Origin of the sequence: Belliella marina (assembly GCF_042682445.1) — a bacterium.
GTDB lineage: Bacteria > Bacteroidota > Bacteroidia > Cytophagales > Cyclobacteriaceae > Belliella > Belliella marina.
The window spans coordinates 162231-177087 of record NZ_JBHUHR010000045.1 but is presented as its reverse complement, the minus strand read 5'-3'; the positions used below and the strand labels follow the sequence as shown (position 1 = coordinate 177087).

The 14857-nt window shown below is 39.9% G+C and carries 13 protein-coding genes; 8 read left to right on the top strand and 5 right to left on the bottom strand.

Annotation, left to right across the window (positions count from 1 at the left end; genetic code table 11):
• Window positions 1-48 precede the first annotated feature (48 nt).
• Window positions 49-1122 (bottom strand): Fic family protein, encoded by a 1074-nt coding sequence (locus ACFSKL_RS17740; protein ID WP_376887874.1) that lies wholly within the window; start codon window positions 1120-1122, stop codon window positions 49-51.
• A 369-nt stretch (window positions 1123-1491) separates the two neighbouring features.
• Here ACFSKL_RS17740 and ACFSKL_RS17735 point away from each other — a divergent pair, with 369 nt between their 5' ends.
• The 8 genes from ACFSKL_RS17735 (at window position 1492) to argH (ending at window position 10323) form a co-directional block, all read left to right on the top strand.
• A complete protein-coding gene (locus ACFSKL_RS17735) occupies window positions 1492-2172 on the top strand; it encodes a GNAT family N-acetyltransferase (protein ID WP_376887872.1) in 681 nt (226 codons plus the stop codon).
• Between the two features lie 34 nt (window positions 2173-2206).
• The gene (locus ACFSKL_RS17730) at window positions 2207-3406 is read left to right on the top strand and encodes an argininosuccinate synthase (protein WP_376887870.1); all 1200 of its coding nucleotides are present in this window, start codon (window positions 2207-2209) and stop codon (window positions 3404-3406) included.
• On the top strand, window positions 3396-4361 hold the full coding sequence (gene argC, locus ACFSKL_RS17725) for an N-acetyl-gamma-glutamyl-phosphate reductase (protein ID WP_376887869.1): 966 nt from the start codon (window positions 3396-3398) through the stop codon (window positions 4359-4361). The genes ACFSKL_RS17730 and argC overlap by 11 nt, the downstream gene beginning before the upstream one ends.
• Before the next feature lie 10 nt (window positions 4362-4371).
• Window positions 4372-5502, top strand: a complete 1131-nt coding sequence (locus ACFSKL_RS17720) for an aspartate aminotransferase family protein (RefSeq protein WP_376887866.1) — start codon at window positions 4372-4374, stop codon at window positions 5500-5502.
• A gap of 119 nt (window positions 5503-5621) precedes the next feature.
• Complete coding sequence (locus ACFSKL_RS17715; protein ID WP_376887864.1) at window positions 5622-6566, top strand: Rossmann-fold NAD(P)-binding domain-containing protein; 945 nt, start codon at window positions 5622-5624, stop codon at window positions 6564-6566.
• A gap of 24 nt (window positions 6567-6590) precedes the next feature.
• Window positions 6591-7391: an acetylglutamate kinase gene (argB, locus tag ACFSKL_RS17710; RefSeq protein WP_376887862.1), complete on the top strand. Its 801-nt coding sequence runs from the start codon at window positions 6591-6593 to the stop codon at window positions 7389-7391.
• A gap of 336 nt (window positions 7392-7727) precedes the next feature.
• A complete protein-coding gene (locus tag ACFSKL_RS17705; protein WP_376887859.1) occupies window positions 7728-8828 on the top strand; it encodes a M20 family metallo-hydrolase in 1101 nt (366 codons plus the stop codon).
• Window positions 8829-8982: 154 nt separating this feature from the next.
• Window positions 8983-10323, top strand: coding sequence for an argininosuccinate lyase (gene argH, locus ACFSKL_RS17700; protein WP_376887857.1), 1341 nt, complete (start codon window positions 8983-8985; stop codon window positions 10321-10323).
• A 153-nt stretch (window positions 10324-10476) separates the two neighbouring features.
• Here the strand turns inward: argH and ACFSKL_RS17695 are convergent, their stop codons facing one another.
• The 4 genes from ACFSKL_RS17695 to ACFSKL_RS17680 all read right to left on the bottom strand — a co-directional run bounded on the left by ACFSKL_RS17695 (window position 10477) and on the right by ACFSKL_RS17680 (window position 14718).
• Window positions 10477-10998 (bottom strand): hypothetical protein, encoded by a 522-nt coding sequence (locus ACFSKL_RS17695; RefSeq protein ID WP_376887855.1) that lies wholly within the window; start codon window positions 10996-10998, stop codon window positions 10477-10479.
• 12 nt (window positions 10999-11010) lie between these two features.
• Window positions 11011-12276 (bottom strand): hypothetical protein, encoded by a 1266-nt coding sequence (locus tag ACFSKL_RS17690; protein WP_376887853.1) that lies wholly within the window; start codon window positions 12274-12276, stop codon window positions 11011-11013.
• A gap of 7 nt (window positions 12277-12283) precedes the next feature.
• Window positions 12284-12862, bottom strand: coding sequence for a YceI family protein (locus ACFSKL_RS17685; RefSeq protein ID WP_376887851.1), 579 nt, complete (start codon window positions 12860-12862; stop codon window positions 12284-12286).
• Between the two features lie 188 nt (window positions 12863-13050).
• Window positions 13051-14718, bottom strand: coding sequence for a DUF6909 family protein (locus ACFSKL_RS17680; RefSeq protein WP_376887849.1), 1668 nt, complete (start codon window positions 14716-14718; stop codon window positions 13051-13053).
• Window positions 14719-14857: the final 139 nt, after the last annotated feature.

Genomic DNA, 14857 nt, shown 5'->3' with positions numbered 1-14857 from the left:
ATATGAACAGGTGTCTTATTCGGAAGAAAAACCATAAAAAGACACCCGCTAACCTGCCATTTCCAAATGACTTTCGAGAGAACTCCGGACTGCATCAATCACCAAGTGATAAAACACCTCTGGATTGTTGTTTACCTGGACTTCTTCCAACGCTTTATAATATTGCAACTTGGAATTCAGATCCCCCTTGAGATTAGCCAAAGAAAATCCATGCTTCATAAGCAAAAGGTTCATTACCAATCTACTTGTCCGGCCATTACCATCTATAAATGGATGGATACTTACCAAGCGCTCGTGCATCTCAGTAGCCAATATCACCGGATGGAGTTTGTTTTTATTGTTTTCGTAATGGATAAAATACTCCTCCATCAACTTCTCCAATAGATATGGCTGAGGTGGCACATGGCTGCTGCCAGATATCCTGACAGGTACTTTTCTATACCTACCTGCATTATCCTTATCAATGCCTTTTAGAATCAGATAATGGAGATCCAACAAGACTCTCTTGCTGAAATCAATCTCACTTTTTACCAATCCCTCTATATAATCAATCGCCTCGGAGTGGTTGACTGCCTCCAAATGCTCACGCATGGACTTTCCCCCTATCGTAATACCTTCATTGACCACCAAATGTGTCTCTTGCAATGTCAAAGTATTTCCTTCAATCCTGTTGCTCTCAAATGTATAGGCTATATTGAAGTACTCTTTCAACTTATGAAGTTGGGTTTGGTTCAAGGGCTTTTTGTGAAACCATGCTTCTTTTAACTGATCCAAGACTTCAAGCTTTTCGGTTATTTCAGGACTCAATGCCTCAATCGCCAAAGCTTGCTTACTTGTCAAATATTCCACCCTGGATTCCGCCAATTCCAACACTTCGTGGGCATGCTCTTCATACTCCAGTATTTGATAGATTTTCTCCGCCAACCATGTCTTCCGTAGTGTAGCCAACGGTAAATCCAAGACCCTAGCCAATGCTACCAAATTTTCTTCTTTGGGAATTCTATGCCCTTTTTCAAATTTGGAAATCAATGCGGCATCTATCCCACATTCTTGGGATACTTCTCTTATGACCATTTCCTTTTGCTTCCTTGCTTCCGAAAGCATTTTTGCCAAGGTTTCCATTTTGTTGACATTTTATTTGTTGACAAATTTAGTCATTTTATTCAGGATTAAAAATATTCTTCAAATTTTAAATTATTGATACAAAACCTTGCATTTTATTTGAATACTTATAACCTTTGTTCCGCAATAAGCAAGAAATGAAAAAACAAAACAACATAGCGACTTTTCCCGAAACGAACCCAAAATATTTGGGTCAGTATGCTATGTTATTTTTAGCTCCACTTAGAGAATTTAGGAACAGCTTTAGGGCAGTGTCCCTTGTATAATTTTTGGTGCCCTATGTGGGCGACCTACACCAGTTTACATTACTACCTTACCACTTAAATCTTAACCTAAGAGTCTTTACTCTGTCTATTCCCATCAAACCAAATGGACAATTACTCTTTTATAATCAAACCTGCCACACAGGATCACACAGCCTTTGCAGAAGCAATCACTGACGAAATGGAGCAGTCTGCCAAAGCCCGAGGCACCGGAATCGCCAAAAGATCCCCAGAATACATCGTCACTAAGATGATGGAGGGAAAAGCCGTCATAGCTACCACTACCGATGGGGAATGGGCAGGATTCTGCTATATTGAAGCCTGGGGCCATGGAAAATACGTGGCAAATTCAGGATTGATTGTAGCCCCTAAATTTCGGAAATTTGGGTTGGCAAGAATGATCAAAAAGGAAATCTTCAAGCTTAGCAGAACAAAATACCCCGAATCCAAAATATTTGGACTCACAACTGGCGCTGCCGTGATGAAAATCAACTCCGAACTTGGTTACATCCCAGTTTCCTACTCCGACCTTACAGATGACGAACAATTCTGGAAAGGCTGCCAAAGCTGTGTCAATTTTGAAATCCTACAGAGTAAAAACCGTCAAAACTGTCTTTGCACCGCCATGCTTTATGAACCCAAAGTAAAGAAAGTAGAGCATGAAGAGATTGCATTGAGAAATGACTTCAAAAAAAACCTCAAACTATTTGAGCGTTGGACAAGACTGAAAAAATATGTCATGCTCAATATCAAAAAAACTAAAGATAAAACCATTAGCTTATTTTAAACCTAGAGCCAAAGGCTTTTAAAACAACCTAAAAATGAAAAAAGTAGTATTAGCTTACAGCGGAGGATTGGACACAACTTTTTGCGCTCTTCACCTCTCCAAAGACCTTGGATATGAAGTACACGCCGTATTGATCAATACAGGTGGATTCTCCCCTGAAGAACTAAGCGAAACCGAAAAAAGAGCGAATAGCCTTGGGATTTCGTCATTTACAATCCTTGATGTGACAAAAGTCTATTATCAGGAAGTAATCAAATTCCTTGTTTTCGGAAATGTTTTAAAAAACCAGACCTATCCCCTTTCAGTTTCGGCTGAAAGAATCCTCCAAGCCAAAACATTGGCGGAGTATGCAAAAAAAATCAACGCCAAATGCGTGGCACACGGAAGTACCGGAGCAGGAAATGACCAAGTGAGGTTTGATATGATTTTTCAAACCATCATTCCCGATATTGAAATCATCACCCCAATCAGAGATCTTAAGCTCAGCAGGGAAGCAGAAATCGAATACCTCAAGAAGCATGGAGTTTCCATGAACTTCGAAAAAGCCGCATATAGCATCAATAAAGGAATTTGGGGTACTTCTGTAGGAGGAAAGGAAACATTGACATCCAGTCAAACATTGCCAGAAACTGCATGGCCTACCCCTGCATCAAAGACAAATCCAGAAGAAATAACGCTTATTTTTGAAAAAGGCGAATTGAAGGGTGTCAATGGTGAATTGTTTGAAAATCCTGTAGATGCGATCCTGAAGGTCAATGAACTTGCTGCTCCTTATGGAATTGGAAGGGACATCCATGTAGGTGATACAATTATTGGTATCAAAGGACGGGTTGGATTCGAAGCTGCGGCGCCTTTGATCATCATCAAGTCACATCAGTTATTGGAAAAGCATACGCTTACCAAATGGCAGACTTTCTGGAAAAACCAGATTTCGGAATTCTATGGCAACCACCTCCACGAAGGTCACTACCTAGATCCAGTGATGCGTAACCTAGAGGCATTCTTGGCAGATACCCAAGAGTTTGTTACAGGTACGGTCAAAGTATCGTTGCATCCATTTAGATTCCAGCTGATTGGTATTGAATCCGAACATGATTTGATGGCTTCTAAATTCGGAAGCTATGGTGAAATGAACAAAGGATATACAGCTGAAGATGTAAAAGGATTCACAAGAATATTGGGTAACCAGACTGCTATTTTCCATCAAGTAAACAAAAGCGACGATGAAAATTAAAGCAGCAATCATAGGTGCAGCCGGGTATACAGGTGGAGAACTGCTCAGACTATTGGTTCATCACCCGAATGTAGAATTGGTTTATATCCACAGCAACAGCCAAAAAGGGAAACGAGCCGTTGAGACACACCCTGATTTGATAGGAGATACAGATCTGATCTTCACTGATAAAGTGATAACAGAAGGAATAGAAGCCGTTTTCCTGGGTTTACCACATGGTGAGACAAAGGGATTCTTGGAAGAAAACAAATTTTCGGAGGATACAGTTATCATCGATTTGAGTACTGATTTCAGGGATGAAAGCAATGGTTTTGTCTATGGTCTTCCAGAAATCTACAAGGAAAAAATAAAGGCAGCAAAGAAAATCGCAAACCCAGGCTGCTTTGCTACAGGGATCCAGCTTGCCCTTGCCCCTGCCGTGAGCAATAATTGGATCCAAAATCCAGTCCATATTTCCGGAATCACAGGCAGTACCGGAGCTGGAAAAAAATTGGCAGAAACTTCCCATTTCAGTTACAGAAATAACAACACGTCTGTTTATAAGCTATTCACACATCAACACCTCAAGGAGATCAAACAGACCTTTGGTCAAATCCAACAGAATTTCGATTCAGAACTGCTGTTTGTACCATACAGGGGGAATTTCCCAAGGGGAATATGGATTACAGCTTACTTTCCATTTGAAGGAAGTATCGATGAAGCATATCAAGCCTACGAAGCTTATTATGAAAACGCTCCATTTACCCATGTATCCAGAAAGGATATTGATCTAAAGCAAGCTGTCAACACCAACAAGTGTATCATCCATCTCCAAAAAGAAAATGGGCAGCTGGTCATATACTCAACCATTGACAATCTTCTGAAAGGTGCTTCTGGCCAAGCGGTTCAGAACTTCAACATAGCCTTTGGTTTGGAAGAAAATACAGGGCTAAAACTTAAAAGTATAGCATTCTAAATTCGAAAAGATGAACTTATTTGATGTTTACCCATTAATAGATGTCACCCCAACCAAAGCTCAGGGAGCTACGCTTTGGGATGAAAATGGCGTAGAATATTTGGATTTATATGGTGGCCACGCAGTGATTTCTGTTGGCCATTCCCATCCTCACTACAACCAGCGTATCAAAGACCAATTGGATCAGATTTCCTTCTATTCCAATTCTGTACATATTCCAATCCAAAAGAAGCTGGCGACAAAACTTGGTGAATTGTCCGGATACCCGGATTTCAATCTATTCCTTTGCAATTCAGGTGCAGAAGCCAATGAAAATGCATTGAAATTGGCTTCATTCGCAACTGGAAAATCAGGATTTATATCATTTTCAGGTGCATTTCACGGCAGGACTTCAGGTGCTGTAGCCTTGACTGACAATCCCAAAATCGTTGCCCCAAACAACCAAAGGTCTGATGTGCACATCCTCCCTTGGAATAATATCGAAGCTGTCAAAAAACAATTCGAAAATGGGAACATCGCAGGTGTGATCATTGAGGGAATCCAAGGTGTAGGTGGAATCCAGGTTCCAGATCCGCAATTCCTGTTACAGCTTTCTGGATTGTGTAAGCAATTTGGGGCAAAATTGATTCTCGATGAAGTACAATCCGGCTATGGAAGAACAGGCAAGTTCTTTGCACACCAATGGGTCGACGGGCTCATTCCCGATCTCATCACCATGGCAAAAGGCATGGGAAATGGCTATCCTATCGGAGGTGTTCTTATCCATCCAGACTTCAAAGCTAGCTATGGGCTTTTGGGCACCACTTTTGGAGGAAACCACCTGGCTTGCGCAGCAGGTTTGGCTGTTTTGGAGATCATTGAATTTGAGAAGTTGATGGACAAAGCGTTGGCATCAGGAGAATATTTGATTGAAAATTTGTCCAAAATGGAAGGCGTAACAGAAGTACGTGGAAAAGGTTTGATGATTGGGGTTGACTTGGACAGGGAGGCTGGACCTATACGTTCCGAATTGGTGAGCAAATACAAAATATTTACAGGAAGTTCTGCTGGAAAACATACAATTCGTTTGCTTCCACCATTAAATATTGAAATTAATCACTTATCTTCGTTTTTGAACAGTTTGAAGAAGATTTTGAATTAAATAAATTTTAATAAGCTAAAGAAGGAATCTTACTATTAAGGTTCTTTCTTCTTTTAAAATACTCATTACAAATCCATAAAAGTTATTTGAAGTAAAGACCTTCAATAACCTAAAAATTCATGAAGCATTTTACTCAATTTGAAAATAAAAGTCTTGCTGACCAACTTATTACAGAGGCTTTAGATTACAAATCAGACCCCAGACAGCACATTTCTAAAGGTCTGGGAAAAAAAGTGGGCTGTATTTTCCTCAATCCATCATTGCGTACCAGGGCAAGTACCCAAATTGCAGCACTTAATTTGGGAATGGAGCCAATTGTCATGAATATGGACAAGGAAGGTTGGGCTTTGGAGATGAAAGAAGGAGCCATCATGAACAAAGGCACAGTAGAGCATATCAAAGACGCTGCTGCTGTGTTGGGTACTTATTTTGATGTGTTGGCGATTCGGGCATTTCCTACATTATCCAACAAGCAAGAGGATACAGATGATTTTGTATTCAACCAATTCATCAAATATTCCGGAGTACCGGTAATCAGCCTAGAAAGTGCCATCAGGCATCCACTCCAAAGCTTGGCAGATATGATTACCATCCAGGAAAATATTATTGCGGGCAAAAAACCAAAAGTAGTCCTCACTTGGGCTCCCCATATCAAAGCTATTCCACATGCAGTAGCCAATTCATTTGCTGAATGGGCAATTGGCTGTGGCCATGACCTGACCATCACACATCCGGTGGGTTATGATTTGGATCCTATGTTCACCAATGGTGCCAAAATAGAATACAACCAGGAAAAAGCACTTTCTGATGCTGATTTTGTCTATGTCAAAAACTGGTCTTCTTTCAATGATTATGGCAAAATACATACTACCGACCCTTCTTGGATGTTGACAGAAAAGCATTTCCAAAATGCCCCAAATGCGAAAGTGATGCACTGCCTCCCGGTTCGGAGAAATGTAGAACTATCAGATGAAATTTTGGATGGAAACAGAAGCCTGGTACAAAAACAGGCTGAGAACAGGATATATGCCGCCCAAGCAGTCCTCAGTAAAATAATCGGATAATTTTAGCTCAAACCTACCACAACCATGAATATCAGCATAATCAAAATTGGAGGAAATGTCATCGACTTTCCCGAAAAATTAGATGAATTCCTTTATTTGTTTTCAAGAATCCCGGGAAAGAAAATCCTGATCCACGGAGGAGGCATCTTAGCTTCCAAATTCGGGGAAAGCATGGGAGTCATGCCGGAAATGGTCGATGGAAGAAGGATCACGGATAAAGACACCCTCGATATCGTCACCATGGTTTACGCTGGATTGATCAATAAACAGATCGTCGCAAAACTCCAAAAACTAAAGCAAAACGCTTTGGGTATGACAGGTGCAGACGGAAACCTCATCAGATCAAAGAAAAGGCCTGTAAAAACCATCGATTATGGTTTTGTAGGGGATATCAAAGAAGTGAATACAGAATTGATCACATCACTTTTGGATGGAGATATCATCCCAGTAGTCTGTGCAATCACACACGACAAAAAGGGGCAATTGCTCAACACAAATGCAGATAGCATCTCCTCCGAATTGGCAGTGGCACTGTCAGGAAAACACAAGGTAAACCTTTACTATTGCTTCAATAAAGCAGGTGTATTGATCGATGAGAAAAATGACGATTCTATCGTACCGCTTATCAATGAAGATATATATGCCGAGTTGAGAAAAGAGAATGTGATCCACTCAGGAATGATCCCAAAACTAGACAATGCCTTTGCCGCATTGAACCAAGGAGTCAATCAAGTATGGATAGGAAAAGCCGAAAATCTCCTCTTGGCAGCCAAAGGAAAAGTCTCTGGAACAAATATTGAAAAGCACAGATATGATTTGTATTAATTATTGATTTTCAATTAATTAAACACAACAATCTCTATTTTAGACTAAACTACTATCGGCTAAAAACCGATAGGTTTGGCTTCGCCTAAAGGCGACTAAAGTGAATCTGAGACTTAGTGTTCTTTGTAAAAAACTTAGTGTTTGTGGTTATAATTCTTACCACAATGATCACCAAGTAAAAACACCAAGTTCACAAAGAAAAATAAACTAAATTCTTCAACTAAAGGCGAGGGATTTTTCCCCAGATTGATACATTAAACAAAACTAGAGAAACTTAACTAGCCGACAGCAGCAATGTCTACAGCAATTCTGTACACAGATTAGATACAAAAATTCATGGAATCAGATATTCTAACCAATAATGATTACACCAGCAAAGCCATTTCTTTGCTACAGGATTTGATAAAAATCCCTTCCTTCAGCAAAGAGGAATCTGCAACTGCCGACACGATAGCTACATTCCTCGATATTCATCAAATAGCCTCCCAAAGGATTGGAAATAACATTATTGCCTACAACAAATATTTTGAAGACAGTAAGCCATCTATTTTGTTGAATTCCCATCATGACACAGTCAAGCCAAATTCCGGCTATACCAAAAACCCATTCGATGCCAGTATAGAAGAAGGTAAATTGTTTGGTTTGGGAAGCAATGATGCGGGAGGTTGTTTGGTAAGTTTGATACTCACTTTTATCCATTATTATTCCCAAAAACTTCCCTACAACATCATCCTGGTAGCAAGCGCAGAAGAAGAGATTTCAGGGAAAAACGGGATAGAAAGCATCATCAACCATCTACCAAAAATAGAACTGGCCATAGTAGGTGAACCTACATTGATGCAGATGGCTGTCGCCGAAAAAGGGCTGATGGTCATAGATGCCGTAATCAGAGGAAGGGCTGGACATGCTGCAAGAGATGAGGGAGAAAATGCCATCTATAAAGCATTGGAAGACTTGGATACAGTCAAAAACTATCAATTTGAGCGAAAATCCCCTTTTCTTGGCAATACAAAGGTGTCAGCAACCATCATACAAGCTGGTTCTCAACACAATGTAGTGCCAGATACCTGTACCTATACTTTGGATGTAAGAGTTACCGACAGCTATACCTTGACAGAGGCCTTGGACGAGCTCAACACAGTACTGAAAGCTGAACTTACCCCAAGATCAATGCGGCTGAACTCCTCCAGGGTACCTGATGGACACAAAATACTACAAACCGCCAACAAATTGAACCTTATTCAATACGGAAGCCCTACCCTATCCGATCAAGCTTTGATCCCATATCCGTCTATAAAGATCGGTCCGGGAGATTCTGCAAGATCACATACACCCGATGAATTTATCTATTTGGAAGAAATCCATTCAGGAATCAAGGGGTACATTAATTTACTGAATTCCTATATCTTTGATGAATCAAAATCCAATGTCATTTAGATAAGACTTGTCAGGTTTTTTTAATAAAAAACCTGACAGGGATCTTATTTGGCAAGAAAGGTCATTAAAAGTTTTAAACCTGACGGGTCTCGTCTCTTGACTAAACGGCATTGAATCAAATTCCCATATTTAATTTTAGAAGCAAAAACCAATTATGAAACTTTGGCAAAAAGATAAAACCAGCAAAAAAGAAGTTGAATCATTTACAATCGGAAGAGACCCTGAGTTTGATATTCTTTTGGCTCCTTTTGATGTTTTGGGATCGATGGCACATGCCATGATGTTGGAGAAAATAGGATTGTTGACTTCCGAAGACCTATCTATTTTGAGAAAAGGATTAAAGGAAATCTATCTGGAAATAGAAAAAGGTGAATTTCAGATCGAAGAAGGTGTAGAAGATGTACATTCCCAAGTAGAATTTTTGCTCACGCAAAGGTTTGGTGATGTAGGAAAAAAACTACACAGCGGTCGCTCTAGAAACGATCAGGTTTTGGTAGATTTGAAGCTTTACTACAGAGCTGTGATCAGGGAATTGGTAGAGGAAGTCCAGGAATTGTTCACCTTACTCCAGAGCTTGTCTGAAAAGCATCAACATAATCTTATGCCTGGCTATACCCACACCCAATTGGCAATGCCATCTTCATTTGGCTTGTGGTTTGGTTCATTTGCCGAGAGTCTCACCGAAGACTTGGATTTGTTGCAGGCAGCATACAAGCTTTCAAACAAAAACCCATTGGGATCAGCAGCCGGATATGGATCTTCCTTTCCCCTTGACAGAACACTCACTACCAACTTACTTGGTTTTGAGGATTTGCACCACAATGTGATCAATGCCCAGAACAGCAGGGGAAAAACAGAAAAAACAATCGCTTTTGCGATTTCAGGAATAGCCGGGACATTGAACAAGTTGGCTGCAGATGTTTGCATCTATATGAACCAGCATTTTGGCTTTATTACTTTTCCGGATGAATTGACTACTGGAAGTAGCATCATGCCACACAAGAAAAACCCTGATGTCTTTGAATTGATCAGGGCAAAAAGCAACCAAATCCAATCGATCCCCAATACTGTTACCCTATTATTGACGAATCTGACGACAGGTTACCATCGGGATCTACAGTTGTTGAAAGAGGCTATTTTCCCTGGAGTAGAGATGACCCTTGATTGCATCAAAATGACAACATTTATGCTCAAGGAAATCAAGGTCAAAGAACAAGTCCTTCAAGATACCTTCTACAAGCATGTGTTTTCCGTGGAAGTGGTCAATGAATTGGTATTGCAGGGATTGCCATTCAGGGATGCCTATAAAAAAGTAGGCTTGGATATTGAAAAGGATGATTTTGCTCCCAATCAGGAAAAGGTAAACCATACCCACGAGGGAAGCATTGGGAATCTTTGCACCAAAGAAATCAAAGCCAAAATGGACAAGGCTATCGCCAAGTTTGAATTTGAAAATGTTGATTTGGCATTGGAGAGTCTGATTAATATCCCTTAACAATCCGGGGTTATTTTATTCTCCTTATACCCGTGTTCAAACAATCTTTTGCATTTTATACCAATAACTGATCGACTGATAACCAATAACAATCATCCGAATTAAAACACCTGCAAAAGATCTTGTTGCCATATTTGCAGATAGCCGTACTTTCTAATAACCAAGCTTGATTTCCAGATTCAGTTGCTCTTCGACTTTGATCAAGCCTCCCAGTTTATTTGGGGGGCTTAGATCCAATTCATCGAAGTTGATAGAGATATTTCCTGTGAGCTGGTCTTTGGAGGTTTTAAGGTGAAGTGACTTATATTCCAATTTTTTCCCTACCAAATTGACGCTTACATCACAGGTATAATCACTCCCATTTTCCCGGAGATTATTGACAGTAACCTTGGCATGGGGATATTTTTCAGCCTTGATTGTTTTCCTAAAATCCTTATTCAACAAAAAATTGCCACATCCAAAATCCTGAATAGGAATGTCAAATACGATAGGATTGCCGCTTTTTGAACTATTGATAAAAAGCGTGTCCTTAAAACTCTCGTTCGTATAGTTACAAGTGAATCCACCTAGGGAAGTTTGTCCAGATACAGAGATTACTTTCTCTGTGATCACGAGCTGCTTTTCCCTTGAAGTTGGGTAACTAAATATTAGAACAAGAATGATAAGGACACGCATGGTTATGTTTGGTTAGAATCCTATGACACCTTCGATCATTAGACCGTTGAATTTGCCACCATTTCGGATATCCCCCGCTACAAAGTCATTGTAGTTTTGGTTTACATATTCAAGTTTTGCGAGGATGTTTTTGGTTACAAACCATCCACCACCTATTTGGACTCTATCGATGCTCACGTCTTGACCACCAGTCAACTCTCCGCTTACTTTGTTATATCTGGCAGCCAGATACACATTTTCTTTGACACCGATTCTGTAGACAGCATCAGCACCGATTTGGTTCCACTTTCTATCTGTTTGCTCGTTGGCAGCTTTTCCTTTGGATTGCTCAAAGTTACCGAACAGCTCCAAGCCTTTGATTTTCACAAATGGATTCAAGACCATCGCTGTGATATTATCAGTTTGATTGGGGCTGAATCTACCTGAAGTAAAGTTTGCAGCAGTACTTGCTCCAACGGGATCCATTACCAAGTAATATCTTGATCCAGCTCTGTCTCCAGCATATAATGTATTTCTTGCAGACCCTTTGGTAGTGTAAATGGAACCTGTCAATCTTACCCTTACATCATCCGTCAGGTATTTATCATATCCCAATTTCCCTAGGAAATTCATTTTTCTATCGTCCGGTCTTGTGATACCACCTTGGATTTCACCGCCCGTTACACCCACCATGGCCAAGAAGCCGTTGTTTTGGTAGAAAACTTCACCACCTACCTCGGTAGTAAATGCATCCATGATGTAGTTTCCAATGAAAGGATTGTACATGGCGTTACCATTGTCAGATCTTCTAAAGTGGGCATCACCATAGTTGATTTCCATGTGGCCTACCCTTACGGTCAGGTATTTGTCAAACCAATCAGTGTTTCCAACATTCAAGAAACTCAATTTGTCTACTTGCAGGAATCCTCCTTTTACCCAAGTTTCTGGATGGTGTCTGGAAGATAGGTAAGTGACCAAGTTCAATCTTACACCATCGGCCAATGCCACATCGATGTTAAGGTTTGCGGTCGCCAAATTTGTTCCCCTTCCGATTTCAATCAATTCTGGTGAACCTGTCGCATTGCTATGGCTTAAGCTTTGAAACTGTTGGGTGAAGTGACCTCCTACCCTTACCTTGATCCCATCGTATCCTACGGAATCGACTTTTCCGGTTTCGAATACATTGATACCTCTTTGGTCATATGATCTCCAATATTGCATATCCCTTTGGAGTCCTTGGGCCATTGCGGTTACTGATAAACCTGCAATAGCAATCAGCGTTAAAATTTGCTTTTTCATTACTTTATTATTTAGTAGGTTGGAATGTTACATTGAAATGGATACTTACTTCGTCTCCGGTTTTTACCGTTCCCATCAAAGCTGTTGGCGGATCGATGCTGTAATCTGTCAATTTGAAATCATGTTTTCCTTTGACTGTTATTTTATCACCTGAAACTGTAGCTGTGACTGGAAATTTTGCCGATTTGGTTACTCCAGCGATTATAAAGTCTCCGCTTGCTTCATAACTTGAGCCTTTTGCTACAAGCTCTTTTAAGTTGAATTTTACTTCTTTGTGATTTTTCGTGTTCAAGGCAGCATATGCATTTTTGTCCATACCGCCTTTTCCACTTTTTATACTTTCTGCAGGCATTGTGATACTTACATTTGTAATCTTATCAATCTTTCCGTTCTCAAGTGAAATCTGTGCCTTTCCAGTAGCTGTAGAAGACTTCATATCCCAATCATGAAGTGTGGATGTCCCCGTCACCTTCAGTTCTGGATTGCTCGAAAGGGTGTAGTTTGTTTGTCCATATGCAGTGAGGTTCAGAAAAACCAAAGCTGCAAGCATTGTGATTTTTAGAATAGAAAAGCTATTTGTTTTCATGATAGTTGGGTGTTTGTTGATGAATCAAAGGTATGCTTGGATAGCTCCCTAAAACATGAGCAAAGTCAGTTTTATTGATGATTTTCAACACTACAAAAAAGTATCACAAATAAAATCCACTTAAAAACTAAGAAACCTGATACTTACGCATCAGGTTTCTTTTTAATATTCGGCAAACCAATAAAACTCTATGAGAATATCTTCTCAAGTATTTTATAGGTAATCAAATAAGTTGGCCTTACACCTTCCATTCCAAGGGCTCCAGAAGCCAAAGTGCTTCCTGTTTCCAATGGATTATCGGATGCATAATACGCATAAAGCACTTTTACATTTTTCCGGATACTGTTTCTTATTTTACTTGCTGATTGTATTGCTTTTTGATAATGTGCACCTTCCATCTCCAATCCAGCAGCTTTCCAAGAAGATTCCATGAAGTACCTCAAGACATCTTTGTTTTGCAATGATGTTCCCAATACCGTAATCATAGGTCCTTCATAAACACCTAGTCCAAAACCTTCGAAATCAGCCTTTTTCAGTTCATTCTTGAATGGATAGTTATCTGCAGTTCCTTCGAACACATGGCTATTGGGGATCATGATATCACCTTTATTTCCCTCCAATATCCCAGCTTTTCCCATAATGGAAGCAGATACAACATCCAAAGGAATGGATTTCCCATCTTTCTCATAAGGTTTCAGGAGTTCGTCAAAGCATTCATATGCCTGTTCTCCAAAAGCATAATCCATCACTACTATCACAGGTTTGTGTTTATCCTCTTTCGGGATTTTGATACCCGGAATAATAGTGTCCTTACCCATCTGGGCAGTATCAATTATTTGGGCTCCGATATTTGTGCCTGACAAATCCGGTAAGTCTATAAAACCATTTTTGTTTGCAAATGCTTGGATTTCTTTGCCTCTGTGCTTCTTATCATTGACACTGATATCCATTGCAACTTTCTCAATTTCTTCATAGCTCTTCAAACCAAGTGCTTGGTGGCCAAAAATTGTATTGACAATACTATGGAGATTGGCAGAGATGATGTGTATAGGTCTCTCAAGCAAACCCTGATCGTCCAACACACTTTTGATTCGTGTAGCCCACAATTCACCATAAACATGGTGTCCAACCCTCTCCCTCAATGTGGCGGAAAATGAGATTTCCCGATCTTTCTCATGCAAAAATTCATCAATGGATAGTTTTCCCAAATGGTATACTATCGAGAACAAACTATTTGAATTCGAAGAAGCCGCAAACTTTTGGATGGCATGGTTTGTTTCATCAAATGTACGCCCAGTGATATGGCTCAAATAGGAACAAGCTGCCTCTTGGTCAAAATCTTCCCCCCTGCTTTCTTTTTCTACGATTTTTGAAAGCATTTCCCAATTCAAATTGATTCTTCCTTTATGGTCTGTGCTGTTCGCCCTGATTTTTTCCGACTCGATGTACAGGAATGTCAAGTGTGTTAAGATATCATAAATATCAGATTTTCCACGGGTCATTTCCACATACATCTGATCATTGTCCACTCTGTAGCAGTTCCTCTTTCTTCTGCTTGGCACCAAAGTCATAAAATCAGAGTTCTCATATCCCTCCCTACTGATCAACCTTACAAAGCGACATTCTTCAATTCCCTTTGGCAGTCTTTCCATGACATACAGCAAACCATCCAATTCAATTTTTTCTTCATCAATGACCAGTCCATAAATCTCTGGACTTAGAACCAAAAGTGAGCTGACAAGAGATTCACCTGATACACCCATAGGCTTATATGTACCTCTCATAAACAAATGACGCATCGTAATATATAGCCTTTCAATGGCTGCCCGTGATTCTTGTGCTCTTGTTCTTTTCATATTTTTCAAATTTTTGTATTAGATAAATTCAGCAAATATAATATATTTTTTCTGATTTACATCAATTTAATTTTCCGAACAGGTCAAAATTATAGATAAAATTAGGGAGAGGGTTGAGTAAAGCTTAAATGCAGGATCA

What these genes read in the sequence shown, in the direction of transcription:
- ACFSKL_RS17740 (WP_376887874.1), bottom strand. Translation starts at nt 1,122, where the DNA reads ATGGAAACCTTGGCAAAAATGCTTTCGGAAGCAAGGAAGCAAAAGGAA.
- ACFSKL_RS17735 (WP_376887872.1), top strand. Translation starts at nt 1,492, where the DNA reads ATGGACAATTACTCTTTTATAATCAAACCTGCCACACAGGATCACACA.
- ACFSKL_RS17730 (WP_376887870.1), top strand. Translation starts at nt 2,207, where the DNA reads ATGAAAAAAGTAGTATTAGCTTACAGCGGAGGATTGGACACAACTTTT.
- argC (WP_376887869.1), top strand. Translation starts at nt 3,396, where the DNA reads ATGAAAATTAAAGCAGCAATCATAGGTGCAGCCGGGTATACAGGTGGA.
- ACFSKL_RS17720 (WP_376887866.1), top strand. Translation starts at nt 4,372, where the DNA reads ATGAACTTATTTGATGTTTACCCATTAATAGATGTCACCCCAACCAAA.
- ACFSKL_RS17715 (WP_376887864.1), top strand. Translation starts at nt 5,622, where the DNA reads ATGAAGCATTTTACTCAATTTGAAAATAAAAGTCTTGCTGACCAACTT.
- argB (WP_376887862.1), top strand. Translation starts at nt 6,591, where the DNA reads ATGAATATCAGCATAATCAAAATTGGAGGAAATGTCATCGACTTTCCC.
- ACFSKL_RS17705 (WP_376887859.1), top strand. Translation starts at nt 7,728, where the DNA reads ATGGAATCAGATATTCTAACCAATAATGATTACACCAGCAAAGCCATT.
- argH (WP_376887857.1), top strand. Translation starts at nt 8,983, where the DNA reads ATGAAACTTTGGCAAAAAGATAAAACCAGCAAAAAAGAAGTTGAATCA.
- ACFSKL_RS17695 (WP_376887855.1), bottom strand. Translation starts at nt 10,998, where the DNA reads ATGCGTGTCCTTATCATTCTTGTTCTAATATTTAGTTACCCAACTTCA.
- ACFSKL_RS17690 (WP_376887853.1), bottom strand. Translation starts at nt 12,276, where the DNA reads ATGAAAAAGCAAATTTTAACGCTGATTGCTATTGCAGGTTTATCAGTA.
- ACFSKL_RS17685 (WP_376887851.1), bottom strand. Translation starts at nt 12,862, where the DNA reads ATGAAAACAAATAGCTTTTCTATTCTAAAAATCACAATGCTTGCAGCT.
- ACFSKL_RS17680 (WP_376887849.1), bottom strand. Translation starts at nt 14,718, where the DNA reads ATGAAAAGAACAAGAGCACAAGAATCACGGGCAGCCATTGAAAGGCTA.